At 71.9% G+C, this 23,511-nt stretch carries 29 protein-coding genes; 21 read left to right on the plus strand and 8 right to left on the minus strand.

What is annotated here, in order from left to right:
* The first annotated feature begins 157 nt into the window (after positions 1-157).
* Positions 158-1,084 (plus strand): SDR family oxidoreductase, encoded by a 927-nt coding sequence (locus tag DEJ28_RS01500; protein ID WP_111114214.1) that lies wholly within the window; start codon positions 158-160, stop codon positions 1,082-1,084.
* A gap of 45 nt (positions 1,085-1,129) precedes the next feature.
* Here DEJ28_RS01500 and DEJ28_RS01505 read toward each other — a convergent pair whose 3' ends face one another.
* Positions 1,130-1,453: a hypothetical protein gene (locus DEJ28_RS01505; RefSeq protein WP_111114215.1), complete on the minus strand. Its 324-nt coding sequence runs from the start codon at positions 1,451-1,453 to the stop codon at positions 1,130-1,132.
* A 167-nt stretch (positions 1,454-1,620) separates the two neighbouring features.
* Here DEJ28_RS01505 and DEJ28_RS01510 point away from each other — a divergent pair, with 167 nt between their 5' ends.
* Positions 1,621-2,295 carry a TetR/AcrR family transcriptional regulator gene (locus tag DEJ28_RS01510; protein ID WP_111114216.1) on the plus strand — a complete coding sequence of 225 codons (675 nt, stop codon included), beginning with the start codon at positions 1,621-1,623 and terminating at the stop codon, positions 2,293-2,295.
* A 76-nt stretch (positions 2,296-2,371) separates the two neighbouring features.
* Positions 2,372-2,566, plus strand: a complete 195-nt coding sequence (locus DEJ28_RS01515) for a DUF2795 domain-containing protein (RefSeq protein ID WP_111114217.1) — start codon at positions 2,372-2,374, stop codon at positions 2,564-2,566.
* A gap of 91 nt (positions 2,567-2,657) precedes the next feature.
* Here the strand turns inward: DEJ28_RS01515 and DEJ28_RS01520 are convergent, their stop codons facing one another.
* From DEJ28_RS01520 to DEJ28_RS01530, 3 genes are all read right to left on the minus strand, one after another.
* On the minus strand, positions 2,658-4,166 hold the full coding sequence (locus DEJ28_RS01520; RefSeq protein ID WP_111114218.1) for a threonine/serine exporter family protein: 1,509 nt from the start codon (positions 4,164-4,166) through the stop codon (positions 2,658-2,660).
* A gap of 52 nt (positions 4,167-4,218) precedes the next feature.
* Positions 4,219-4,476, minus strand: coding sequence for a hypothetical protein (locus DEJ28_RS01525; protein ID WP_111114219.1), 258 nt, complete (start codon positions 4,474-4,476; stop codon positions 4,219-4,221).
* Positions 4,477-4,572: 96 nt separating this feature from the next.
* Positions 4,573-5,013, minus strand: a complete 441-nt coding sequence (locus tag DEJ28_RS01530) for an OsmC family peroxiredoxin (RefSeq protein ID WP_111114220.1) — start codon at positions 5,011-5,013, stop codon at positions 4,573-4,575.
* Between the two features lie 162 nt (positions 5,014-5,175).
* On the opposite strand from DEJ28_RS01530, the gene DEJ28_RS01535 reads away from it, so the two are divergent.
* From DEJ28_RS01535 to DEJ28_RS01545, 3 genes are all read left to right on the plus strand, one after another.
* Complete coding sequence (locus DEJ28_RS01535) at positions 5,176-6,219, plus strand: NAD(P)-dependent alcohol dehydrogenase (RefSeq protein WP_111114221.1); 1,044 nt, start codon at positions 5,176-5,178, stop codon at positions 6,217-6,219.
* A gap of 90 nt (positions 6,220-6,309) precedes the next feature.
* Positions 6,310-6,654 carry a hypothetical protein gene (locus DEJ28_RS01540; RefSeq protein WP_111114222.1) on the plus strand — a complete coding sequence of 115 codons (345 nt, stop codon included), beginning with the start codon at positions 6,310-6,312 and terminating at the stop codon, positions 6,652-6,654.
* Positions 6,633-7,010: a hypothetical protein gene (locus DEJ28_RS01545; RefSeq protein WP_111114223.1), complete on the plus strand. Its 378-nt coding sequence runs from the start codon at positions 6,633-6,635 to the stop codon at positions 7,008-7,010. Before DEJ28_RS01540 ends, DEJ28_RS01545 begins: the two co-directional genes overlap by 22 nt.
* On the opposite strand, the gene DEJ28_RS01550 is transcribed toward DEJ28_RS01545, so the two are convergent.
* Complete coding sequence (locus DEJ28_RS01550) at positions 6,992-8,875, minus strand: gamma-glutamyltransferase family protein (protein WP_111114224.1); 1,884 nt, start codon at positions 8,873-8,875, stop codon at positions 6,992-6,994. The two genes, DEJ28_RS01545 and DEJ28_RS01550, sit on opposite strands and share 19 nt — an antisense overlap.
* A gap of 83 nt (positions 8,876-8,958) precedes the next feature.
* Between DEJ28_RS01550 and DEJ28_RS01555 the strand changes: the two genes are divergently transcribed.
* The 8 genes from DEJ28_RS01555 to DEJ28_RS01590 all read left to right on the plus strand — a co-directional run bounded on the left by DEJ28_RS01555 (position 8,959) and on the right by DEJ28_RS01590 (position 15,343).
* Complete coding sequence (locus tag DEJ28_RS01555; protein ID WP_111114225.1) at positions 8,959-9,324, plus strand: ArsR/SmtB family transcription factor; 366 nt, start codon at positions 8,959-8,961, stop codon at positions 9,322-9,324.
* Entirely contained in the window at positions 9,321-9,797 is a 477-nt protein-coding gene (locus DEJ28_RS01560; RefSeq protein WP_111114226.1) for an SRPBCC family protein, read from the plus strand. The genes DEJ28_RS01555 and DEJ28_RS01560 overlap by 4 nt, the downstream gene beginning before the upstream one ends.
* Before the next feature lie 175 nt (positions 9,798-9,972).
* Positions 9,973-11,163, plus strand: a complete 1,191-nt coding sequence (locus DEJ28_RS01565; RefSeq protein ID WP_111114227.1) for a peptidoglycan DD-metalloendopeptidase family protein — start codon at positions 9,973-9,975, stop codon at positions 11,161-11,163.
* A 169-nt stretch (positions 11,164-11,332) separates the two neighbouring features.
* Positions 11,333-11,788 carry an RNA polymerase sigma factor gene (locus tag DEJ28_RS01570; protein ID WP_146248775.1) on the plus strand — a complete coding sequence of 152 codons (456 nt, stop codon included), beginning with the start codon at positions 11,333-11,335 and terminating at the stop codon, positions 11,786-11,788.
* A complete protein-coding gene (locus DEJ28_RS01575) occupies positions 11,785-12,627 on the plus strand; it encodes a hypothetical protein (protein WP_111114229.1) in 843 nt (280 codons plus the stop codon). The genes DEJ28_RS01570 and DEJ28_RS01575 overlap by 4 nt, the downstream gene beginning before the upstream one ends.
* A 127-nt stretch (positions 12,628-12,754) precedes the next feature.
* Complete coding sequence (locus tag DEJ28_RS01580) at positions 12,755-13,852, plus strand: type I restriction endonuclease (protein WP_111114230.1); 1,098 nt, start codon at positions 12,755-12,757, stop codon at positions 13,850-13,852.
* Between the two features lie 40 nt (positions 13,853-13,892).
* The gene (locus tag DEJ28_RS01585) at positions 13,893-14,696 is read left to right on the plus strand and encodes a sulfite exporter TauE/SafE family protein (RefSeq protein ID WP_111114231.1); all 804 of its coding nucleotides are present in this window, start codon (positions 13,893-13,895) and stop codon (positions 14,694-14,696) included.
* On the plus strand, positions 14,693-15,343 hold the full coding sequence (locus DEJ28_RS01590; protein ID WP_181433587.1) for a DNA alkylation repair protein: 651 nt from the start codon (positions 14,693-14,695) through the stop codon (positions 15,341-15,343). The genes DEJ28_RS01585 and DEJ28_RS01590 overlap by 4 nt, the downstream gene beginning before the upstream one ends.
* Positions 15,344-15,360: 17 nt before the next feature.
* On the opposite strand, the gene DEJ28_RS01595 is transcribed toward DEJ28_RS01590, so the two are convergent.
* On the minus strand, positions 15,361-15,726 hold the full coding sequence (locus DEJ28_RS01595; RefSeq protein ID WP_111114233.1) for a nuclear transport factor 2 family protein: 366 nt from the start codon (positions 15,724-15,726) through the stop codon (positions 15,361-15,363).
* Between the two features lie 22 nt (positions 15,727-15,748).
* On the opposite strand from DEJ28_RS01595, the gene DEJ28_RS01600 reads away from it, so the two are divergent.
* The 6 genes from DEJ28_RS01600 (at position 15,749) to DEJ28_RS01625 (ending at position 20,670) form a co-directional block, all read left to right on the plus strand.
* Positions 15,749-16,636 (plus strand): aminoglycoside phosphotransferase family protein, encoded by an 888-nt coding sequence (locus DEJ28_RS01600; RefSeq protein ID WP_111114234.1) that lies wholly within the window; start codon positions 15,749-15,751, stop codon positions 16,634-16,636.
* Positions 16,637-16,792: 156 nt separating this feature from the next.
* The gene (locus DEJ28_RS01605) at positions 16,793-17,986 is read left to right on the plus strand and encodes a zinc-dependent alcohol dehydrogenase (protein ID WP_111114235.1); all 1,194 of its coding nucleotides are present in this window, start codon (positions 16,793-16,795) and stop codon (positions 17,984-17,986) included.
* Complete coding sequence (locus DEJ28_RS01610; RefSeq protein ID WP_111114236.1) at positions 17,986-19,059, plus strand: NAD-dependent epimerase/dehydratase family protein; 1,074 nt, start codon at positions 17,986-17,988, stop codon at positions 19,057-19,059. The genes DEJ28_RS01605 and DEJ28_RS01610 overlap by 1 nt, the downstream gene beginning before the upstream one ends.
* A gap of 185 nt (positions 19,060-19,244) precedes the next feature.
* Entirely contained in the window at positions 19,245-19,571 is a 327-nt protein-coding gene (locus DEJ28_RS01615) for an SHOCT domain-containing protein (RefSeq protein ID WP_111114237.1), read from the plus strand.
* 9 nt (positions 19,572-19,580) lie between these two features.
* Positions 19,581-20,000: a DUF6314 family protein gene (locus DEJ28_RS01620; RefSeq protein WP_111114238.1), complete on the plus strand. Its 420-nt coding sequence runs from the start codon at positions 19,581-19,583 to the stop codon at positions 19,998-20,000.
* A 4-nt stretch (positions 20,001-20,004) separates the two neighbouring features.
* A complete protein-coding gene (locus tag DEJ28_RS01625; RefSeq protein WP_111114239.1) occupies positions 20,005-20,670 on the plus strand; it encodes a pentapeptide repeat-containing protein in 666 nt (221 codons plus the stop codon).
* A 137-nt stretch (positions 20,671-20,807) separates the two neighbouring features.
* Here DEJ28_RS01625 and DEJ28_RS01630 read toward each other — a convergent pair whose 3' ends face one another.
* Positions 20,808-21,827 carry an NAD(P)/FAD-dependent oxidoreductase gene (locus tag DEJ28_RS01630; protein ID WP_111114240.1) on the minus strand — a complete coding sequence of 340 codons (1,020 nt, stop codon included), beginning with the start codon at positions 21,825-21,827 and terminating at the stop codon, positions 20,808-20,810.
* Positions 21,828-21,894: 67 nt separating this feature from the next.
* Here DEJ28_RS01630 and DEJ28_RS01635 point away from each other — a divergent pair, with 67 nt between their 5' ends.
* Positions 21,895-22,545 carry a helix-turn-helix domain-containing protein gene (locus DEJ28_RS01635; RefSeq protein WP_111114381.1) on the plus strand — a complete coding sequence of 217 codons (651 nt, stop codon included), beginning with the start codon at positions 21,895-21,897 and terminating at the stop codon, positions 22,543-22,545.
* Between the two features lie 134 nt (positions 22,546-22,679).
* Here the strand turns inward: DEJ28_RS01635 and DEJ28_RS01640 are convergent, their stop codons facing one another.
* A complete protein-coding gene (locus DEJ28_RS01640) occupies positions 22,680-23,441 on the minus strand; it encodes a glycosyltransferase family 2 protein (protein WP_111114241.1) in 762 nt (253 codons plus the stop codon).
* Positions 23,442-23,511 lie beyond the last annotated feature (70 nt).

Consider the following 23,511-nt stretch of genomic DNA (forward strand, 5'->3'; position numbering starts at 1 on the left):
GGCGGTGGAGCCGCCCGGTCCCGGTTCGTGACCTCCGCGGTCGGGTGGGTCGCGCCTCCAGGCCCGGTGCCTGCCCGGAGTCGACGCAGGCCGCTGTGCGCGGCGGGGGACGCACTCCTGGGCGGACCGGAGTGCGCGCCTGCGTACCGTCGGCGACATGACGGACCAGCAGAACGACCAGACCGGACCTGACCAGTACGTGATGCAGGACCCGACGAAGATGTACGCCGACAAGAAGCCCGACGAGCAGTACCTCGGCGGATCCGGCACCGACGCCGAGATGGCGGAGAACGTCCCCGCCGACCACGGCGAGGACACCTACCGGGGCTCCGGGCGACTCCAGGGCCGCAAGGCGCTCATCACCGGCGGGGACTCGGGCATCGGTGCGGCCGTCGCCATCGCCTACGCACGCGAGGGCGCCGACGTCGCGATCTCGTACCTGCCCGAGGAGCAGGAGGACGCCGACCGCATCGTCGGCCTCATCGAGGCCGCCGGCCGCAAGGCCGTCACGCTCCCCGGGGACATCACGTCGCTCGCGTTCTGCGAGCAGCTCGTCGCGGACGCCGTCGAGCAGCTCGGCGGACTCGACATCCTCGTGAACAACGCAGGCAAGCAGCAGAACGTCTCCGCGATCGAGGACATCTCCGACGAGGAGTTCGACGAGACCTTCAAGACGAACGCCTACGCGACGTTCCGGATCACGAAGGCCGCCGTGCCGCACCTGCCGCCGGGGTCCGCGATCATCAACACCACCTCGATCCAGGCCTACGCGCCGTCACCGCACCTGGTGCACTACGCGGCCACGAAGGCCACCGTGAACAACCTGGCGAAGGGCCTCGCGGCGCAGCTCGCCCCGAAGGGCATCCGGGTGAACGCCGTCGCACCGGGACCGATCTGGACGCCCCTGCAGCCCGCCGGTGGACAGCCGCCCGAGGCGCTGCCGTCCGCGGGTGAGGAGACCTACCTCGGTCGCTGGGGCCAACCGGCCGAGCTCGCACCGGCGTACGTGTTCCTGGCCAGCGGCGAGTCGTCGTTCGTCATCGGCGAGACCCTGCACGTCGACGGGGGCATGCCGACGCCGTAGCGGGTCCGGATCGGACACGGGCGGGCGGGTCGGGCGGGTCGGCGGTCAGCAGGGAGCGCTGCAGCTCCGCGCGAGCCCCTCGAGCAGCTCGCGGGCGGAGAGTGCCGCTGCCAGCTCGACCTCGACGGGGTTGATGCCGACCGCCCGTTCGAACTCGCGACGTCGGGCCTGGTCGGCGATCGGGACCTCGGGTCGCTGGGGCAGCACGGCGATGGCCCGCGCAGCGGCGTCGAACGCACCGACCGGTCGGCCGAGTTGCTCCCACATCGTCCGGACGTCGTGCGCGACCTGGTCCGGGTCGCCGCCGAACTCGAAACCGGCCGAGGCCATGGTCGCCAGTCCCTGTGCGGTGGAGTCGTTCGGGGTCATCCCGGCATCGTCACACGGATCGCCGCGAACGCGCTGCGAACGCTGCTTGTCCCCCGACATGCCGACACCCGGACCGGGGATGCTGCTGTCCCCCGATCTCCGTTTGGATGGACATGCCCCCGAGCGGGGCGACGCGGACAGGACGTCCGGGACCGACGGAGGGCACGATGCTCGAACACACCAGCGCGGACACGCACGCGGCAGCCGCCGCGGCCGCCACCCTGCACCTGCGCATCACGATCGTCGGTGCGACCGTCGACCTGCTCCGGGACGTCCCGTTCCACGAAGCCCACGCCGGCCAGGTGGCCGAGCGCATCGGCATCTCCGTCGAGGAACTCCGCCAGCACTTCCCGTCGTGGGACGGCCTCGTGCTCGCCGCCGTCGACCGGTGGAACGGGAACCGGATGGACGACGTGACCCGTGAGGTCGGGAACGGCTCGACCGTCCAGCTCCTCCGCTCGATCGTCGCCTCCAACGCCGAGGACCCGGCGCTCATGCGGCTCATGGTGGCGCTGCTCTCCGTCGCGGGGAACCCGCAGCACCCGATGGCGACGTACCTGCGGTCCCGGTACCAGCTGTTCTTCGCGCAGATCAAGCGCGGCCTGGAGCACGACGTCGCGGTCGGACGGGCTCCGCACACGATGGACCCCCGCCGCGGCGCGGAGCAGCTCATCGCCCTCTACGAAGGGCTGCAGCTGCAGGCGCTCCTGCGCTCGGACCTCGACCTCGTGCCGGCGTTCGACCGTGCCGTCGCCCGGCTCGAGCGCGGCTGGATGGAACGGTACGAGCCGCAGGCGGCCAGGCGGCTCTCCACGTGGAGCGACGGCGGCTGGGAACTCTGAGCCGTTCCGCGCGGTGACCGGATCGGCTCGCAGGAGCGTCGGCGTACTCGTTGGGTCTCCGACGGAAGGAGCCGACATGGCATCAGCGAACCCGATCCAGGTCCAGAAGTACCTCAGCGGCATCGACTACCCGGCCTCGAAGGACGACATCGTCGCCACGGCCGAGAAGGAGGGGGCCGAGGGGGAGATCCTCGAGGCCCTGAAGAACATCCCCGACGGCGAGTACGACGCCCCCACCGCGGTGTCGAGCGCCGTCTCCGACGCCGGCTGACCGGCGGTCTGCGCGCGCGCCCGTGCATGCGCGCGCCCGTGCCCGCGCCCGTGCACGCGCTTGCGTGCCGCCCGCGCAGCGCCGCTGCGCGTCAGCGCGGCCGCGGGCCCCTCGGCGTCGAACCGTTGCCCGGGTCGTAGCCCGAGTCGCGGATGACCGGGATCGCGGTGGTGTCGTTGTGCACCGAGTGCACGACGACCCGCCGCGACCGGCGCAGGGCACGTCGTGCCCCCGGCGTGGCCACGAGCCCGCCGAGCACGAGGCCCGCCCCGATCCCGAGCGCCACGGACACCGCCGCGACGAAGTCCAGCGCGGCACTCGACGACCCCGACATGAAGTTGAGGAGCGCGTTCGACACCGCGACGCCGGGCAGGAGTGCACCGCAGAACGCCGGCACCGAGATCGCCGCGACCGCCGTCCGCATCCGCGCCGCCGCGATCGTCGACAGCACGCCGAGGAGCACCGCGGCGAGGAACGTCGCCCCGAGCAGCGGCAGCCCGAGGTCCCGCAGGCCGCGGAGCGCCGCGCCGGCGGCCACCGAGAACACGACGGCGACGGGGATCACCCGCGCGCTCGCCTGCTGCACGAAGCAGTTCGCCGCGGCCGACACCACCGTCAGCGCGAGGGAGGCCCAGAGCGACAGCACCGGCAGGACGATGCCGGATGGGTCCACCTCGATGTGCAGCCACTTCGTCACGGCGATGCCGGCCGGCACCCCCACCACGATGGCCGCGATGACGAGCCCGATGTAGAACGCCCGCGCGACGGCCATGGCCCGGAACCCGGAGATCGCGTCCTGCGCCCAGGTCACCAGCGACGGGTGCGGCAAGAGGAGCACCACGAGCGCGGCCACCATCGTCGCCGCCTGGCCGGGGTGCAGGACGTCGGCCCAGATCGCCAGCGTGCCGATCGCCGACGCGACCGCTCCCTGCGCGCCGGACACGAAGAACTGCGGGAACCCCCGCCCGGTCAGCCAGCGGCCGGACACGATGATCCCGAGCATCAGGACGAACGCCCCCAGGCCGGCACGCCACCCGCCACCGGCCTGCATCGCGATCGAGATGCCGAGGATCGACAGACCGACGTCCGCGAGCCACGTCGGCCACCTCGGCGGCATCCGGAGCACGGCGACGAGGGCGCTCACCGCCGAGGTCATGTCGCGCTCGTCGTGGACGAGGTCGTCGACGATCTGGTTCGCCCGCGCCAGCCGGTCGAGGTCGGAGCCGTCGGACTGCACGGTCCGGACCTTCAGCAGGGGCGGGGTGTCGGACGGGGCGTACTGGATCGTCACCGAGCTGCCGGAGAAGTCGAGGTCGAGCGGTGCCAGGTTCCACTTCGTCGACACGGCGACGACGGCGGTCTCGACGCTCCGGGTGTCGGCACCGGAGGCGAGCATCACCTCGGCGAGGTCGAGGCAGAAGTCGACGATCTGCACCGGCGAGTACTGCTCGCGGGGCCGGGTGTCAGGCGCGACGTCCTCGTAGATGGTGCCGCGGAGCCGTGCGCGGGCGTCGCGGATGTCGTGCTGTGCGAGGTTGCGCACGCGGGGCCGGGGTGGTCGCCCCGGTCGCGGCACGCCGGGGAGGAACTGCTCGGCCATCCCGCCATGGTGCCAGTCGCGGGCGCGCGAGTCCGAACGTCAGCTGGACGGGTCAGCGGCTCCGTCGGACACTGAGCCGGCCGAGGGTGAACGCCGCCGCGATCACGCCGACGAGCACGAGCACCGGCCCGGCCGTCAGCTGCCAGGGTCGCGTCCCGGCGACGAACGCGTAGTCCGACTGCGGCGCGAACGCGAACCACCCGGACGACGACGGCGGTGCGGTGAGCACGAGCACGGCGCCGATGACGACGGCCAGCAGACCGAGCCAGAGGGTGGCGTGGGTCCGGGTGGCGAGGAGGCGACGGGGCACGGCACCCAGCGTAGGTGGATGACGGACTGGAGGCGCGGTGCCAGCTGGCACCGCGCCTCCAGTCCGCCGGGTGGTCCCGGCTCCTGCGCCTGCTCGCTACTGTTCGAACGTCGCGTGCAGCGTGATCTCGACACCGGTCAGCGCCTTGCTGACGGGGCAGGTCGCCTTGGCGTCCTCGGCGGCCTTGAGGAAGGTCGCCTCGTCGATGCCGGCGACCTCGCCGCTGACGGTGAGGACGATCCCAGTGAGGCGGAAGCCGCCGGCCGGGTCCGGGCCGAGCGAGACGTCGGCCTTGACGTCGAGGGCCTCGACCGTGCCGCCGGCCTCGCCGAGGACGGCGGAGAACTGCATGGCGTAGCAGGCGGAGTGCGCTGCGGCGATGAGTTCTTCGGGGCTGGTGGTGCCGCCGGCGTCGTCGGCTGCGCGCTTCGGGAACGAGACGTCGTAGGTGCCGACCTTCGAGCTGGAGAGTTCGACCTGGCCGGAGCCGTCCTCGAGGCCGCCGTTCCAGGCGGTACGTGCGGTGCGCGTGGGCATGGCCGCTCCTTTCGTGTGGGGGATGGGTCCCGGGTGGGACCGTCGCACCCGAGTCAATCGGAGAACGAACGTTCTCGCAACGCGCTCTCGGGGAAGACGCAGGATCCGATCGGGCGTTTTAAACGACAGGTGTAGCGTGAGTGGCAATCAAAGGAGAGACGCATGCGCGCCGTCGTGTTCGAGCAGTACCAGACCTTCCCGTCCCTGACGGAGGTCCCGAAGCCCACTCCCGGGCCGGGGGAGGTGCTCCTCAAGGTCGCCGGTGCCGGCGCCTGCCACTCCGACGTCGCCGTGTACCGCGAGTTCGCCGCCGGCGCCCCTGGCGCCCAGCAGCCCCCGTTCGTCCTCGGCCACGAGAACTCCGGCTGGGTCGAGTCGGTCGGCGACGGCGTCACCGGCTTCACGGAGGGCGACGCGTACCTCGTCTACGGACCGGTCGGCTGCGGCCACTGCTCGTACTGCTCCAAGGGGCAGGACACCTACTGCGAGAACGCCGCGACGAACCCGTACATGGGCATCGGCCTCGGTCGCGACGGCGGCATGGCGGAGTACGTCACCGTCCCCGCCCGGAACCTCGTGCCGCTCGGCGACGCCGACCCGATCGCCGCCGCGCCGCTCAGCGACGCCGCACTCACGCCGTACCACGCGATCAAGAACGCGCTGCCGAACCTCGCCGGCGGGGGCAAGTACGCCCTCGTCGTCGGACTCGGCGGCCTCGGGCAGATCGCCGTCCAGATCCTCACCGCCCTCACCGGCGCCACCGTCATCGCGACGGACATGAAGCAGGATGCCATGGACCGCGCCGCCGAACGCGGCGCGATCACCGTCCCCGGTGGGCCCGACCAGGTCGCCGCCATCCGTGCGATCACCGGCGGACGCGGCGTCGACGCCGCGTTCGACTTCGTCGGCGCGACCCCGACGATCACGACCGCCCAGGCGTCGATGGCCATCGGGGGGCGGTTCACGGTCGTCGGCATCGCCGGCGGGACCACCGAGTGGAACTTCTTCTCGACGCCGTACGAGTCGACGATCACGAACACCTACTGGGGCACCATCGCGGACCTGCACGAGGTCGTCGCGATGTACCGAGCCGGCCAGATCGTGCCCGACGTCGAGCGGTACGCGCTGGCGGACGCGCTCGAGGCGTACCGGAAGCTCGAGGCCGGCGAGCTCTCCGGACGTGCGGTCGTCGTCCCCACCGCCTGAGACCGCTTCGGTAACGATTCCGGCACGACCCGGCCCCGTGTGGTTATCGTGAGCCCACGGGGCCGCACCGGCACCGGGCAGGAGGGGGCCATGACCGGGAACGCCGACCACACCGAGGCCGTGGCGCGGCCGCGCAACGAGAGCGGCACGCAGGTCACGATGGGGATCCCCTACGACCCCCCGGAGCGAGGCGCCGGTGCGTCCGTCGCCGCTCCCGTCACCCGGGCCGGGCTCGTCTGGCGGGTCGTCGCCTCGCTGGTGCTCGCCGTGCTCGGAGTGAACGCGCTCGTCCGGATGGTCCCGCTGCTCCAGGACGCCAACACCGATCCCGGGAGCGGCGCGTGGGTCGGGGCGCTCGGACTGCTCGTCCTGGCTGCACTCTTCCTCGCCTACCCGGTCGTGAACGTCGTGCGGTGGGTCCGCGCACGCCGGTGAATCGGGAGCCGAGCCGGGCACCGGAACGCGACGAGGCAACGCTCCGGAGGAGCATCGCCAACGCCAGCCCCGGCAACATCGGCTTCGCGTACACCGCGCCCGAAGGCGGCGCCGAGCCCGAGGCACCCGTCACCCGGCTCGGCCTGGTGTGGCGGATCGCCGCGTCACTCGTGCTCGCCGCCGTCGGCATCAACGCCGTCGTCCAGATCGTCCGGATCCTCGTCCAGCCCGAGGCGGCGTGGGTCGCCGCGCTCGGCATGGCCGTCGTCGCCCTGCTGACGCTCGCCTACCCGGTCGTGAACGTCGTGCGGTGGGTCCGCGCAGTGCGTCGCAGGGGTCAGCGGCCCGCCGCGTAGCCCTGCCCGCCGCGGGAGTTCGCCGCGGCTCCGAGCACGCCGGTCTCCGGATCGCGGGTCACGCAGGAGATCCGACCGAGGGACCAGTCGCCGGCACGCGTGACGACGTGCCCGCGTGCCTCGAGGCCAGCGATCACCTCGTCGCCGAGTCGGTCCTCGACCACGAGCCCCGCCGGCTCCCACGTGCGCGGCCAGAACGACCCCGGGAACGACGTGGTGTGCAGCGACGGCGCATCGATCGCCTGCTGCGGCGAGTACCCGCCGACGATCCACCGCAGCAGGAACAGCAGCTGCCACTGGTCCTGCTGGTCACCGCCCGGGGAACCGAGGGCGGCCACGGGGACGCCGTCGCGCAGGACGAGCGTCGGCGTCAGGGTCGTGCGGGGGCGCTCGCCGGGTCGGAGCGTGGACGCCGTGCCCTCCTCGAGCCAGGTCATCTGCAGGCGCGTGCCGAGGCAGAACCCGAGCTCCGGGATGGTGGGCGACGACTGCAGCCAGCCGCCGGACGGGGTCGCGCTGACGATGTTGCCCCAGCGGTCGACGACGTCGATGTGGACCGTGTCGCCGCGCGTCTCGCCGTCCGGCGCGACGAACGGCTCGCCGCGGTCCTCGACGGGAGCGGCCGGCGGGACCTCGGCGGCGCGGGCGACCTGCACGGTCGGCTCCCCGACGCCGCTGCCGGCGACGGCACCGGCTGCCTCGGCCTCGTGCTGCGTGCGGACCGGGGGCAGCGCGTGCGCGACGCCGCCGACGGAGCCGGGCCGGAGCTCCGCGGACGCCCGCTCGCCGATCAGCGCGCGGCGCTCGTCGGAGTACGCGTCGGAGAGCAGCACGTCGAGGGGGACGTCACCGTCGCCGTAGAACGCCTCGCGGTCGGCGAGCGCGAGCTTCTGCGCCTCGACCACCGTGTGGGCGCCGATCTCGGTGGACGGGTCGAGCAGGGCGTCGTCGAGCGGTTCGAGCAGCCGGAGGGTCTGCAGGAGCGCGGGACCCTGCCCCCACGCGCCGGTCTTCGCGATCGTGCACCCGCGGAACTCGGCGGTCGTCGCGGGCTCGTAGGACGCCCGGAACGCGGCGAGGTCGGAGGCCCGGATGACCCCGGCGTGGTCGGAGCCGGACGAGTGCCGGTGCGGCTGCCGGACGAAGCGGTCGATCGTGGCGGCGACGAAGCCGTCGGCCCACTCGCTCCGCGCGGCGTCGATGCGGGCGGTGCGGCTGCCGGCGCCGTCGCCGGCGGCGACGAGCCGGTCGAGGACCGACGCGAGTGCCTCGTTGCGCACCAGGTCCCCGGGGACCGGCACCGCGCCTCCAGGCAGCCACTGCGTGGCAGAGGTGGGCCAGTGGTCACGGAACAGGCCGGCGACGGCGGTGATCGTGCGCACCACGGCGGGCGCGACCGGGTGTCCGTCGCGTGCGTAGTCGATCGCCGGGGCGAGCACGTCGGCGAGGTCCCACGTGCCGTGGTCGCGGAGCAGGAGGAGCCACGCGTCGACCGCTCCGGGGACGGCCGCGGCGAGGGCGCCGGAGCCGGGGACGAGGTCGAGGCCCTCGGCGCGGTAGTGCTCCGGCGTGGCCGCTGCCGGTGCCGGGCCCTGGCCGGAGAGCACGATCGGCGTGGGGTCGTCGGCCGTGGCGAAGACCGCGGTGAGGTCCCCGCCGGGGCCGTTGAGGTGCGGTTCCACCACGTGCAGCACGAACGCGCCCGCGACCGCGGCGTCGAACGCGTTGCCGCCGCGTTCGAGGACGGACTGCGCCGTGGCCGTGGCGATCCAGTGGGTCGAGGCGGCCATCCCGAAGGTGCCGCCGAGGTCGGGGCGGGTGGTGTGGGTGGCGGGCGGGACGAAGGCGGAGTTCGGCGTCGGCATGACTCCATCTTGCGCGCTGCCGGGAGGACGCCCATACTGAACACGTCAGTTAATTAACCGGCAGGTTCAGCAAGGAGGCCCGCGTGGACACCGACCGCATCGACGACGTCCTGTCCGCGCTGGCCGACCCGATCCGCCGGCGCATCGTCGAACGACTCGGGAAGGGCGAGGCCACGGTCACCGACCTCTCCGCCCCGTTCGACGTCAGCGGCCCGGCGATCTCCCGGCACCTCGGGATCCTCGAGCGCGCCGGCCTCATCACCCGTGAGCGCCACGGCACCTGGCGCACGTGCCGCCTCCGGCCCGAGGCCGTCGTCGACCTCGGCGCGTGGCTGGGCGGGCTGCAGCCCGTCTGGGACAGCCGCTTCGACAGCCTGGAGGCAGTGCTCGCCGCCCGCACGGACGTCACCCCCGTCACGCACCACCACCACATCCAGGAGCAGTCATGACCGAACAGTTCACCGCCCACGCGACCCACCGGTTCTCGTACCCCGTCACCGACGTCTACCGCGCCTTCGTCGACCCGGCACTCCTCGCCCTGTGGTTCGGCCCGCTCGGTTTCCACGTCCCCGCCGCGACCGTCGAGGTCGACGCTCGCGTCGGTGGCGCCTGGAACCTCACGATGGTCAGCAACGACAACCCCGAGTGGACCTCGCCCGTGACGTCGACGCTGCAGGAGATCGAGGAGAACCGGGTCATCGTCGGCACCCAGGTCGCGAACGGCATCCCCGGGATCGAGGACGGCACGCCGCTGTCGCTCACGCTCGAGTTCGCCGAGGACGGCGACGGCACGATCGTCACGCTGACCCAGGGCCCGTTCCCCGAGATGATGCGCGACATGAACATCGCCGGCTGGACGCAGTCGTTCCACAAGCTCGAGGCGCTCCTCGGTGCCCCGAAGGAGTTCTTCCAGATGCCGTGACACGCCGCCGTACCCCCGGAACTGGGGTTCACCAGGCGGTGTCAAGGGGGTTGTTTCTCCTCCCTGAAAAGGTGAACATCGTTCGGCGGCGCGTATCGGGCGTGTCGCCGAACGGTCGCGCAGGGGCGTGACCGCCACCCGGATCGCCTCCCTGCGATCCCAGCCCAGGGGAATCATGCGCAGCACCTCGTCGTCCACGGCACGCCCACGCCCAGTCCGCGCTCGGGTCCTCGCGACCGTCGTCGCACTCGCCGCCGTCGCCGCGGGGCTCGTGGGCACCGCCGCTCCGGCCACCGCCGCTCCAGCCGTCTACACGGGCACCGTCCCCGCCGGCGCGACGCTCTGGCCCGGAGACTCCGTCACCTCGAACAACGGGCAGTTCCAGCTCGTCATGCAGGGTGACGGCAACCTCGTCGAGTACGGGATCGGGCGCAAGGTCCTCTGGTCCTCGAACACGTCCGGCAAGTCCGGCGCGTTCGCCCAGATCCGCGCGAACGGCACCCTCGCGATCGTGTACAACAACGTGCGCATCGCCCTCTGGGGCGGCGCCGGCCAGGTCGGCCGGAACTTCGGCGTCCGTCCCGACGGCACCATGCGGATGATCAACACGGCGAACCACAGCGTCGTCGAGTTCCCGACCTACCAGGACAGCATCGCCGCCGGGAACGTCATCCTGCCCGGTACCGTGCTGCGATCCGACCGCACCAACTCCCGCACCCTGACGATGCGCGCCGACGGCGTCCTCGTGCAGGTCGTCGACGGCAAGCAGGTCTGGGCCACGAAGACCACCGGCAACAAGAACGCGTACGCCGCCGTGCAGGCGGACGGGAACCTCGTCGTCTACAGCGCGGCGAAGAAGGCGCTGTGGGCCAGTGCCACGAGCCGCGCCGGCACCGGGCAGCTGCTCGTGCAGGTCGACGGCAACGTGGTCCTCTACGGCAAGACCGACACCCGCGTGTGGTCGACCCGATCAGTCACCGGGCTGCTCTGGCCCGTCGCGAGCACCAAGATCTCCGGCAAGTACGGCGACGACCGCGGCGCCGGACACGTCCCGCGCTACCACCAGGGCACCGACTCCGCCGTCGGCATCGGCACCGCCGTGTACGCCTCGGGCACCGGGACGGTCACGAGCGCCGTCGCGAACAACGCCTCGTACGGCAACTACGTCGTCGTGACCTACGGCATGACCACGGTGCTCACCGCGCACCTCAGCAAGATCGAGGTGAAGACGGGGCAGATCGTGACGAAGGGCAACGAGATCGCGCGGTCCGGCAACACCGGGCAGTCGACGGGGCCGCACGTGCACGTCGAGGTCCGTCAGGGCGGGACGCTCGTCGACCCGCTGAAGGTGCTGCACTTCCGCTGAGGTTCGCGCGTCGCCGGGCGTCGCCGCGCAGGCGCTTCGTCGCCGCGCCCGCTTCGTGAGCAGAAATGGTCGGGTCGCTCGAGGGCACCCGACCATTTCTGCTCACGAAGTTCCGCGAAGTTCGTCAGGATCGTCGTTCTCCCGACACTCCTGAAGTGAAGGGGGTTCCGTGAGAGACGACGACTCGGTCCTCGTGCGCCGGATGGTGTCCGGGGACAAGACAGCGCTCGCGACGGCGTTCGACCGGTTCGCACCGGTGCTGACGCGCTACGCGTGGGCGGTCACCGCCACCTCCGCCGACGTCGAGCACGTCGTGCAGGAGTCGTTGCTGTCGCTCTGGAAGCACGCCGACGGGCTGTACCTGCCCACCGGACTGCTGCTGCCGTGGCTCCTCGCGGTCTGCCGATCGCACGCCGGGCCGCGCGGTGCCGACGTCGCCGGAGGGGAGCCGCTGCGCTGGGTCCAGGACGACCTGGCCGCGCTCCCCGACACCGACCGCCGACTCGTCGAGCTCTGCCTCGTCGACGGTCGGACATGGGCGGAGGCCGCACAGCTGCTCGGTCTCCGTCCCGGAGGGCCCGCACCACGGCGAGGGTCCCGAGCGACGAAGGAGGTGCAGCGATGAACTCTGAACCCCCGATCGGAGACGACCTGCAGCGCATGCTCGTCTCGATGAAGCAGAACGTGCTGAAGCGCGCCGAATCGCGAAGGCATCGCGGACGTCGGACCGGCATCGTGATCGCGGTCATCGCCCTGCTCGCCGTCGGTACCGCCGGCGGTGGAGTGGCCCTCGGCCTGATCCCGACCTCGCCCACGGCAGCACCGGAATCCAGCCCGAGCGCGACCCGTGAACCGACGAGTGCCGTCACGCCGTCCTCGGCACCGGTCGTCGACGCTCCGACGCCGGTCCTCACCCCGACGCCGACTGTGACCGCGCCGCCGTACTCGGCGGCGGACTGGTCGACGTGGACGATCTCGGCCGACGCCGTCGGTCCGGCGACGCTCGGGAGCCTGACCGGCGCCGACGACGCCGCCCTCCGCGCAGGGTTCGCGCCGGCGCCTCCGCGGGTCGACGACAAGGGGGCCGTGATCTACCCGTACGGGTGCCCCAACCCGAACGCGCGGATCTGGGACGGGCCCGGAGGCGAGAACGTGGTCGAGATCGTCGCCGGAGACGCTGTCGGCTCGGTCATCATCGGGCAGGAGAACGGTCCCCCTGGTCAGCTCGTCGGACCGAGGACGTTCGACGGCATCGGCCTGGGCAGCACGCTCGACGAGGTCAAGGCCGCCTACCCGGACCTGGTGCAGACGCGGAAGGACCCCGTCGGCGGCACCCGCGACACGTTCTGGGCTGTCCACTCCGGCGAGCGGTACATCGTCTTTCAGGTGCCGTACGAGGGTGACCGGGTGGCGACGGTGTACGTCGGCAGCACGAGCGAGCCGGAGGACGACTACTGCTCCTGACGGCATCACTGAACGCTGATGTTCTACATGCCATAGGTTGGGGTGCTGTCACCCCGAATGGGGTGGCGGCCCCTCGTGAATGCTGACGGGTCATCAATTACGGTTGCAGTGACCCAGGGGAGGAACAATGGAGTTCGAAGAGCGGCTCGCCGCGTTGGCGACCAAGGTGCAGAACCAGCGCGAGGCCATCCAGACGGAGGAAGCGACCAAGAACGCGTTCGTCATGCCGTTCATCTCGACGATCCTCGGCTACGACGTCTTCAACCCGCTCGAGGTCGTGCCTGAGTTCACTGCCGATGTGGGTGTGAAGCGTGGCGAGAAGGTCGACTACGCGATCATGCGCGACGGTGAGGTGCAGATCCTCATCGAGTGCAAGAAGTCGACCGAGCCGCTGAAGATCGAGCACGCATCGCAGCTGTTCCGGTACTTCTCGGTCACGAACGCACGCATCGCCGTCCTGACCAACGGCGAGGTCTACAACTTCTACACGGACCTCGACGCACCGAACAAGATGGACGATCGACCGTTCCTGGTACTGGACCTCGCCGCCATCGACGAGACCCTCCTCCCCGAACTCAGCAAGCTGACGAAGGACGTGTTCGACCTCGACTCGGTCATCAGCGCGGCCGAGGAACTCAAGTACGTCGGCTCGATCAAACGTGCCATCGCCGCACAGTTCCGCGAGCCGGAAGAGGACTTCGTCCGTCTCTTCACGTCCCGCGTCTACGACGGTCGCTTCACACAAGAGGCACGGACTCAGTTCACGACGTTGGTCGCGAAGGCGTCGAAGCAGTTCCTCAACGAGCAGGTCAACGACCGGCTCAAGACGGCACTCGGTGCGTCGTACAGTGCACCGGTCGGAGCTGAGGCGCCAGCAGAGACCGTCACGAGTGCAGCTGTCGCCGAGGACGACCTCGACCGTGACACTGAGATCGAGACGACCCTCGAGGAGCTCGAGGGCTACCAGATCGTCAAGGCGATCGCGTGCAGTGAGGTCAAGCCCGACCGCATCGCGCACCGCGACCAGAAGTCCTACTTCGCCGTCCTGCTCGATGACAACAACCGGAAGCCCATCGCCCGGTTGTGGTTCAACGGGAAGAAGCAGAAGTACCTCGGTCTGTTCGACGAGGGAAAGGTCGAGACGAAGCACCCCATCGAGAACCTCGACGACATCTACCTCCACGCGGCCGCCATCCGTGAGGCCACCCAGCGCTACGCGGTCTGACCCTCCCGCCGCCGCAGTCGCGCCCGGATACCCTGGCGGGATGGAGCAGCGCGGCGCACGGGTCCTCGTGCTGGTGGCGATCGGGATCGTCGCCGGCGTGCTCTCCGGCCTGTTCGGCGTCGGCGGCGGCGTGGTCGTCGTGCCTGCACTGATGGCGTTCCTGCACCTCGACCAGCGCCGGGCATCGGCGACGTCCCTCGTGGCGATCGCCCCCGCGGCCGTCGTCGGCGCCATCACCTACGCCGTGCAGGGTGAGGTGCACTGGCTCGCCGCGCTGACCCTGGCGATCGGCAGCGTCGTCGGCGCACCGATCGGCGCGCGGCTCCTGCGGGCGCTCCCGCTGCGGGTCCTGCCGTGGATCTTCGTCGGCTTCATCGCCGTCGTCCTGGTGTCCCTGTTCACCACCGTCCCGACCCGGGGCGGTGACGTGCACTTCGGGATCGTCGAAGCGCTCGTGCTCCTGCTGCTCGGCCTGTTGTCCGGCGTGCTCTCCGGGCTGGTCGGCGTGGGCGGCGGGGTCGTCATCGTGCCCGGGCTCGAGGTCGTCCTCGGCGCTGGTGACCTGCTCGCGAAGGGGACGTCGCTCCTCACGATGGTGCCGACGTCGCTGTCCGGCACGGTCGCGAACCTCCGGCGGCGCGCGGTCGAGCTGCGCATCGGACTGACGGTCGGCATCACCGCTGCGGTGTGCTCGCCGGCGGGTGCGTGGATCGCCCGGCTCGTCGACCCGCAGGTGGGCACCTGGCTCTTCGCCGCGTTCCTGGTGGTCGTGGCGGTCATCGTCCTGGTGCGTGGTCGCCGGGCCGCACTCCGGAACGTGGCGACGGCCGGCGAGGTCGCGTGACGCGCCTCCAGGCCGGTCGTGGGAGCAACCACGCGGATGCGGAGGCCGTCCTGTCGGCGTTCGCGCGGACGTCCGGTGACGTGCCGGCGGCCCGCAGGGTCGCGCGGCAGTTCGCCGACCTCGACGAGGGGGAACGCTCGGCACTGCTGTGGAGCGAGGACGCGGGCGCGCAGCTCGTCGCGGTGCTGCTGCTCGTGCAGGCGATGCGCGAACGGTCCGACCCGGAGCTGACCGAGGAGTACCTGTCGGCGGCGAAGGCCGAGCGCTTCGAGGACACCGTGCTCGTCGACCTGGTGGCGGAGGAGCTCGTGGGTGCACCGATGGTGGGCGGCTCGACCGGCCCGCTGTTCGCGCTCGTGAAGTCGGACGTGGCGATGGTCCGTCGGGTCGCGGTCGTGGCGACGTTGGCCTTCGCGAAGCAGGGCGACGCGGACGTGCCGCTCGGCATCGCGGGCAGACTCGTCCGGGAGCGCAGCGACACCGTGCAGTCGGCGCTCGGGTGGGTGCTGCGCGAGACCGGCAAGCGTGCCTCGGAGCCCGCGCTGATCGCGTTCCTCGAGCGGAGCGGACGGTTCCTGACGCCCGCTGCCCGTCTCACGGCGACCGAGCACCTGCCGCCGTCCGAACGGGCCCGACTGCGCGGCTGACCCCGACCCCGGTGGGACTAGACCGCGTCCGGCTCCGCCAGCACCGTCGTCAGTGCGACGATGACGCCCTCGCGGACCTCGATCACGTCGATGCCCCGGACCGCGGGAGCCCCGACCGGACCGAATCCCCACGCGAGTGCCCCGTGGGTCTCGGAGACGTAGCGGCGTCCCTCCTCGACGAACTGGAACCCGGCCGGCGCCGACTCGAGGAGCCCGGCGGCCTTCTGCTCGAGGGCGTCCCAGCCGACGACGACACCCTCCGGGTCGGTGAACGCCACGTCGGTGGAGTAGACGCGCTCGATCGCAGCACGGCGGGAAGCGACGTCGTCGTTGCCGAAGACGTCGTGGAGGTTCGCGGAGAGGAGCTCGGAGACGGTGGCCATGGCCGGAGCCTAACCTGGGCGCATGCACACCGAGGTGCCCTCCATCGACGAGACGCTGGTCCGCCGGCTCGTCGCCGCGCAGTTCCCCGACTGGGACGGGTTGCCGGTGCGCGAGGTCGACCACCAGGGGTGGGACAACCGCACCTTCCGGCTCGGCGACGACCTCGCCGTCCGCCTGCCGAGTGCCGCCGGGTACGTCCCCGCGGTCGAGAAGGAGCAGGACGTGCTGCCGTACCTCGCCGGTCGGCTCGACATCGCCGTGCCCGAGCCCGTCGCGCTGGGTGCACCGGGTGCGGGCTACCCGTTCCCGTGGTCGGTCCGACGCTGGCTCGACGGGACCGTGGTTGAGCACGCCGACGGCCTCGACACGGAGCGGTTCGCCGCCGAGGTCGGCGCCGTGCTCCGGCAGCTGCGGAGCATCCCCGCGGCCGGTGGACCGGCAGCCGGGGAGCACTCGTTCCACCGGGGAGCGCATCCGTCGGCCTACTCCGACGAGGTCGTCACGGCACTCGACGCACTCGGGAACGCGGTCGACCGTGCCGCCTGCGAACGGGTCTGGGCCGCCGCCACCGCGACCAGCTGGGAACACCCGGCGGTCTGGTTCCACGGGGACGTCGCACCGGGCAACCTGCTCGTCGACGGGGACGGCCGCCTCAGCGCCCTGATCGACTTCGGCACGTGCGGGGTCGGTGACCCCGCCTGCGACCTGGTGCTCGCGTGGACGTTCCTCGAGGGGGACGCACGGCAGGTCCTCCGCGAGGCCGCCGGGCTCGACGCCGACGCCTGGTCGCGAGCGCGCGGCTGGGCGCTGTGGAAGTCCCTCATCATGCTGGCCGGCAGCGCCGGCCCCGGCGACCGGGCGGAACACGAACAGGTGCTCGCCTCCGTCCTCGCGGATCCGGTCGTCTGAACCGGACGGGCGGGCCTGGAGGCGCGGATCGCGTCCGCCAAGGAACGCACCGGACCGGCGCGGCTGGGAACGCACCACGGGGCGGGGGCGTACCGACGAGGGTGACGTGAGTCGCGCCTCCAGGCCGGCTCGAAGCGACCACGAGAGGAACGCGACGTGCGCGCACTGACCTGGCAGGGCACCGAGAAGGTGTCCGTCGAGACCGTCCCAGACCCGACCATCCAGGAGCCGACCGACGCGATCGTGCGGATCACCTCGACGGCGATCTGCGGCTCCGACCTGCACCTCTACCGGGTGCTCGGCCCGTACATCGACAAGGGGGACGTCCTCGGGCACGAGCCGATGGGCATCGTCGAGGAGGTCGGCAGCGGCATCACGAACCTCAAGGTCGGTGACCGTGTCGTCATCCCCTTCAACATCTCCTGCGGCCACTGCTGGATGTGCCAGCACGGCCTGCAGTCGCAGTGCGAGACGACCCAGGTGACGGAGTACGGCACCGGGGCGTCCCTGTTCGGCTACACGAAGATGTACGGCCAGGTCCCCGGTGGGCAGGCCGAGTACCTCCGCGTGCCGCACGCCGACTACGGCCCCATCGTCGTGCCCGACGACGGGACGCCCGACGACCGCTGGTTGTTCCTCAGCGACATCCTGCCCACCGCCTGGCAGGCCGTGCAGTACGCGAACGTCCCCGACGGCGGCACGCTCGCGGTGCTCGGCCTCGGCCCGGTCGGGCAGTTCGCCGCACGGATCGGCGCACACCTCGGCTACCGCGTCCTCGCCGTCGACCCGGAGCAGGTCCGCCGCGACCTCGGCGCGAAGCACGGGGCCGAGGTGTTCGACCTGTCGAAGGACCTCGTGTCCCAGCTCGTCGACCTGACCGACGGACGCGGCCCCGACGGCGTCGTCGACGCGGTCGGCATGGAGGCCCACGGCAACCCGTTCGCCGGGTTCGCGCAGCGCGCCGCCGGACTGCTGCCGGACGCGCTCGCGCAGAAGGCGATCGAGACCGCGGGGGTGGACCGGCTCGCCGCCGTGCACACCGCGATCGACCTCGTCCGTCGCGGCGGCACCGTCTCGCTGAGCGGCGTCTACGGCGGGATGGCCGACCCGATGCCGATGATGACGCTGTTCGACAAGCAGATCACCATCCGCGAGGGGCAGTGCAACGTGAAGCACTGGATCGACGACATCATGCCGCTGGTGCAGGACCCGTCGGACCCGCTCGGCGCGCTCGACCTCACGACGCACCGGGTGTCCCTCGAGGACGCCCCGCACATGTACGAGGTGTTCCAGAAGAAGCAGGACGGCTGCGTGAAGGTGGTCCTCGACCCCGCACTGGCCGCCGCCTGATGCGGATCGTCGTCGTCGGCGCGACGGGCAACGTCGGGACGGCCGTGCTCCGGCGGCTCGCCGAGGCGCGGTTGCGCGGGGACGGTCGTGCGGGCGCCGGTCTTGCGGGCACCGACGCGGGGCTCGAGGTGGTCGGTGTCGCGCGACGGCTGCCTGACGCCCGGGTCGCGCCGTACGACGTCGCCAGCTGGCACGCCGTCGACGTCGGCGGCCGGTCCGCCGTGGACGAACTCGTGCGGGTGTTCCAGGGCGCCGACGCCGTCGTGCACCTGGCGTGGGCGCTCCAGCCGACGCACGACATCCCCGCGCAGTACCGGACGAACGTCACCGGGACGGACAACGTCCTCGAGGCCGTCGCCCGAGCCGGTGTCCCGCAGGTCGTCGTCGCGTCCTCCGTCGGCGCGTACCGCGGAGTCGACGTCGACGGCAAGCGCACCCCGGTCGACGAGTCCTGGCCGGCGACGGGCATCCCCACCGCGACCTACGCGATCCACAAGGCCGCGAACGAGGCCGCGATGGACGCGTTCGAGTCCGAGCACCCGTCCGTCGTCGTCACTCGTCTCCGCCCCGGGCTGATCTTCCAGCGGGGTGCGGCGGCCGAGATCCGTGGCATCTTCCTCGGGCCGTTCGTGCCGATGTCGATCGTCCGGTGGATCCGGTGGGCGGTCCTGCCGTTGCCGCTGCCGTTCGTGTTCCAGGCCGTGCACGCCGACGACGTCGCCGACGCCTACTGGCGCGCGATCGACCGGCGGGCCGGAGGTCCCTTCAACATCGCCGCGGCGCCCGTCCTCAACCCGCCGCGGTTGGCGCGGGCGTTCGGGATGCTCGGCGCCGTCCGGGTGCCGCTGTGGCTCATCTGCGGCATCGTCACGCTGACCTGGCGGCTCCGCCTGCAGGCGACGGACGCCGGCTGGGTGGACATCGCCGCGGGGGTCCCGATCATGCGGACCGATCGGGCACGGACGGAGCTCGGGTGGGAGCCGCGGCACACCGCCGAGGAGGCCCTGCGCGAGCTCGTCGCCGGGTTCGCCGACGGCGCGAACGTGCCCGCGTCGGGGCCGCTGCGCGGGTGAGGGTCTCGGGTGCCGTTCCGCGCGTGGGTGGCGGAACCGCGCGTGGGAAGCGGAATCGCTCGTAGGAGGCAGGAAGTTCCTGCACCCCATGCGCGAAAGTGCTTCCCATTGCACGCGTGATGGGCTCCTTCGCGCACCCGAGCCGCGCTACGCTCTCGTCACCGCACGAGCACGAGGGGGCGCGAATGGCGTTCGAGGAGACCAACAACCCGCTGATACCTGTCGGGTACGACATCGCCGGATCGATGATCACGCTCGGCGCCGTGGTCATCGGGATCGGCTTCGTCGTGGTGATCGCCCTCGCGATCTACCGCGGGACCCGGATGGCGAACCGCGGGCAGAACCCCCTGACGTTGCAGGAGGACCTGGCGTACAAGGCGATGCAGAGCAACACGCTCGCACCGGCGCAGCCACTCGAGCAGCGGCTCGCCGAGCTCGACGACCTGCACCGGCGGGGTGTCATCACGGACGACGAGCACCGGTCAGCCCGGGCGGAGGCCCTCCGCGGGTAGCCTGGGCCGGTGCTGCTGCCGACGGACCTGCTGGGGGAGTGGGAGCTCCGACGGACGGTCGACGACCGGCGCGCAGGGGCGGCGGGCACCGTCGTCGGCACGACCACGCTGGCGGCCGCCGGACCGGACGAGGTCCGCTGGGACGAAGCGGGCACGATGCGCTTCGCCGACCGCGAGACCCCGGTCTCCCGGACCCTCGTCGTGCGCCGGAACCCCGACGGCCGCTGGGCCGTGCACTTCGCCGACGGCCGGGTGTTCCACGACTGGGTCTGGGGCGAACGGGTCGACCACGCCTGCGCGCCCGATGCCTACACGGGCGTGCTCGACGGCGACGCCGAGCACTGGACGGTGCGGTGGGAGGCGCACGGCCCCGCGAAGGACTACGTGCTCGTCAGCGAACTCCGACGTCGGACCGGACCGGCAGACTGAACGCATGGCACGTTCCTCCGGTACCGACGCTCCGCGCATCACCCTGACCGAACCCGTCGACCTCGAGGACTGGGCGCCCGGCCCCGGCGACGTCCTCACCGGGGACCGCATCGAGGGCAAGCGCATCGGCACGTTCGACCTCGCGGGTGGGCGGTTGCCAGACCTCGAGATCGAGGAGAGCGTCATCGGCACGCTCCGCGTCGACGCCGCCGACCTGCGCGGACTGCGGGTGCGCGACTCGGTCGTCGAGACGCTCGACGCCCCGGTGCTCAAGGCGTCCAGCAGCTCCTGGCGCGAGGTCCGGATCGCCGGCGGGCGCGTGGGCTCCGCGGAGCTCTACGACGCCGGGCTCAACGGCGTCGAGTTCATCGGGATGAAGCTCGGGTTCGTGAACCTCCGCGGGTCGACCCTCACCGACGTCGTGTTCCGTGACTGCGTCATCGACGAGCTGGACATCGCCGATGCCCGACTGCTCCGGGTGTCGTTCGACGGGACGCGGATCCGTGCGGCCGAGGGCTCGAACACCCGGATCGACCACGTGGACCTGCGCGGCGCCGACCTCGACCGGGTCGAGCGGCTCGAGGGCTTCCGCGGAGCGACGATCGGCGCCGACCAGCTGTACACGCTCGCGCCGCTCCTGGCGGCGCAGGCCGGCTACCGCGTCGACTGACCCTCGCACCGTGCGAGGTCCGCCGCGCGCTGCGGTGCGACCGACCCTCGCACCGTGCGAGGGTCCGCGCGAGTGGTGCGAGGTTCCGTACTCGGTGAGACGCCACGGGAGTCGCACCGAGTACGGAACCTCGCACGTCACGCGCGGGAGCCCGCCGCAGCGCCCGAGCGCGCCGCAGCGCCCGCGCCCGCCAGCGCCGCCGCCAGGTCCGCCTGCACGAGGTCGCCGTGCACCGCGGCCCCCGCCTGCGTCCCGGCGGCGGCCGACGCGATGACCGTGGCCATCGGCGACGCCACGTTCCCCGCCGCGTACACCCCGCGCACCGAGGTCTGCCCGACGGCGTCGACCGCCAGCGCACTCGCGACCCGGAAGTCGCCCATCAGCTGGTCCTCGGCGACGAGTCCCAGCCCGGACAAGAACGAGACCCGGGCCTCCGCGGTGCTCGCCGCCGCGAGGGCATCGAGTTCGACGACCTCGCCCGAGCCGAGCTCCACTCCCGACAGCACCCCGGACGGTGCGCCCGACTGCCCGGACAGCACCCGGGCCACCGGACCGTCCAGCACCGTGATGCTCCGGGCCGCGAAACCAGCACGGGCGGTGTCGTCAACGAGTCCCGGATCGGTGACGAACGCCGTCACGTCGTCACTGAGCGCCCGGAACATGAGCGCGTGGTGAGCGCCGAACGGTGTGGTCACGAGCACGCCGATGCGCCGGTCCCGGACCTCCCATCCGTGGCAGAACGGGCAGTGCACCACACCGCGCCCCCACTGCTCGGCGAGCCCCGGGACCTCCGGCAGGACGTCCACGGCGCCGGAGGCGACGACCAGCCTGCGCGCCGTGACGACCGCGCCCGAGTCGGTGGTGACCGAGAAGCCGACCGGGTCGATGCCGTCGCCGGACGTGGCGGACGCGGCCACGATCCTCCCGGCGGTCACCTCGACGCCGTAGGCGGCAACTTCCCCGCGACCGATCCTCGCCAGGTCGTGCGGTGCGGCACCCTCGCGTCCGAGGTAGTTGTGCACGCCCTCGGCGGGTGCGTTGCGGGGTTCGCCGGCGTCGACCACGAGGACCGACCGCCTGGAACGACCGAGGATGAGTGCTGCTGACAGGCCGGCGGCTGCTCCGCCGATGACGATGACGTCGTAGTGATCACGCATGCGAGCATCCTGCGGATGACCCAGCAGGACTGGCAAACTTCCTTGCTGGTCTGGCAACATGACCGTCATGGGCAGCGCAGCACACGACCGTGGCCGGGAGGAACGGATCACCCCGCGCACGACCGCTGAGGTCGTCGGCGCGGTCGGCCCCCGACTGCGTGCGCTCCGCGCCCGTCGCGACGTCACGCTCGCCGCGCTCGCGGAGGAGACCGGCATCTCGGTGTCCACGCTCTCACGGTTGGAGTCAGGGCAGAGGAAGCCGACGCTCGAGCTCCTGTTGCCGCTGGCCCGGGCGTACCAGGTGCCGCTCGACGACCTCGTGGGAGCGCCTCCGACCGGGGACCCGCGTGTGCACCTCAAGCCGGAGATGCACGGCGGCCGCGTGGTCGTCCCGCTCACCCGGCGGACCGGTGGCGTGCGGTCGTTCAAGCAGCTGTTCCCGCCGCGGTCGCCCGGGGGCGAGCCGACACTCGCGACCCACGAGGGCTACGAGTGGCTCTACGTCCTGTCCGGGCGGTTACGGCTCCTGCTCGGCGAGCGTGACCTCGACCTCGGGCCGGGTGAGGTCGTGGAGTTCGACACCCACACCCCGCACTGGATCGGCAACGTCACGGACGAGGTCACCGAGGTGCTGTGCCTGTACGGGCCGCAGGGGGAGCGGGCGCACGTGCGGTCACGGCCGGCGGCAGGGCCGGGGTCGGGGTCGTTCCGCGCGTAGGAGGTCGTTCCGCGCGTAGGAGGCAGTTCCGCTCGTAGGAGGTCGTTCTTTCCGACCTCCTACGAGCGATTCGGCTTCCCATTGCGCGGGTGATGGGCAGGATTTGCGCGCGTGATGGGCAGGATGCGCCGCGGTCAGCGCCGGGTCCAGCGCGCAGCTGCCTGCTGGCGTGCCGTGACCCGGTACCGACGAGCCCACCGCCGCACCGGGTTCGCACGCCGCCCGTTGACGCGGAACGTGTGGAACGCGCGGCGCGTCCGGGTCAGGGCCGACGACAGGCTCGACAGCGGTCGCGCGGACACCTGCACCGTGAGGGCACGGTCGGCCACCACGCGCCACCCCGGGTCGAGCTGCATGCTCAGGTCGACGTCGTCGTGGACCTCGGCGTCGTCGCGGTTCGCGCGCGAGCGGATCACGAGCCAGGTCTCGCGGCGCATCGCCATCGCCGACCCGAACAGTGGCGGCCGGCCGAGCGCTGCCCACATGAGGACGAAGTACGGGCGCATGTAGACCGCGTTCCAGACCCGGTGCACGACCGGGCCACCCTCGCGAGGACGTCCGGGGCCGGTCACGGCGACGACCTCGGGGTCGGCGAGGAGCCGGAGTGCGTCGGCGATCCACCCGGGCGGCGGGACGGAGTCGGCGTCGAGCCGGACGATGACGTCACCGGAAGCGCGGTCGTAGCCGCGAGCCGAGGCCCGGGCGATGCCGCGCACGCGCTCGGTGAGGACGATCGCGCCCGCCGCGGAGGCCACCTCGGCGCTGTCGTCGCGGCTGCCGTTGTCGACGACGATCACCTCGTCGGGGATCACCGACTGGGCCGCCAGGGCGTCGAGGCACCGGCGGAGGTGCACGGCATCGTCCAGCACGGGGACGACGACGGAGACGGTGGGCATCCCCCGATCCAACCGGACCCGCGCTGAACGGATCTCCGGTCCGCGCATCCCGGAGTTCCTGTGACCCGCT

Origin of the sequence: Curtobacterium sp. MCPF17_002, from assembly GCF_003234115.2 — a bacterium.
GTDB lineage: Bacteria > Actinomycetota > Actinomycetes > Actinomycetales > Microbacteriaceae > Curtobacterium.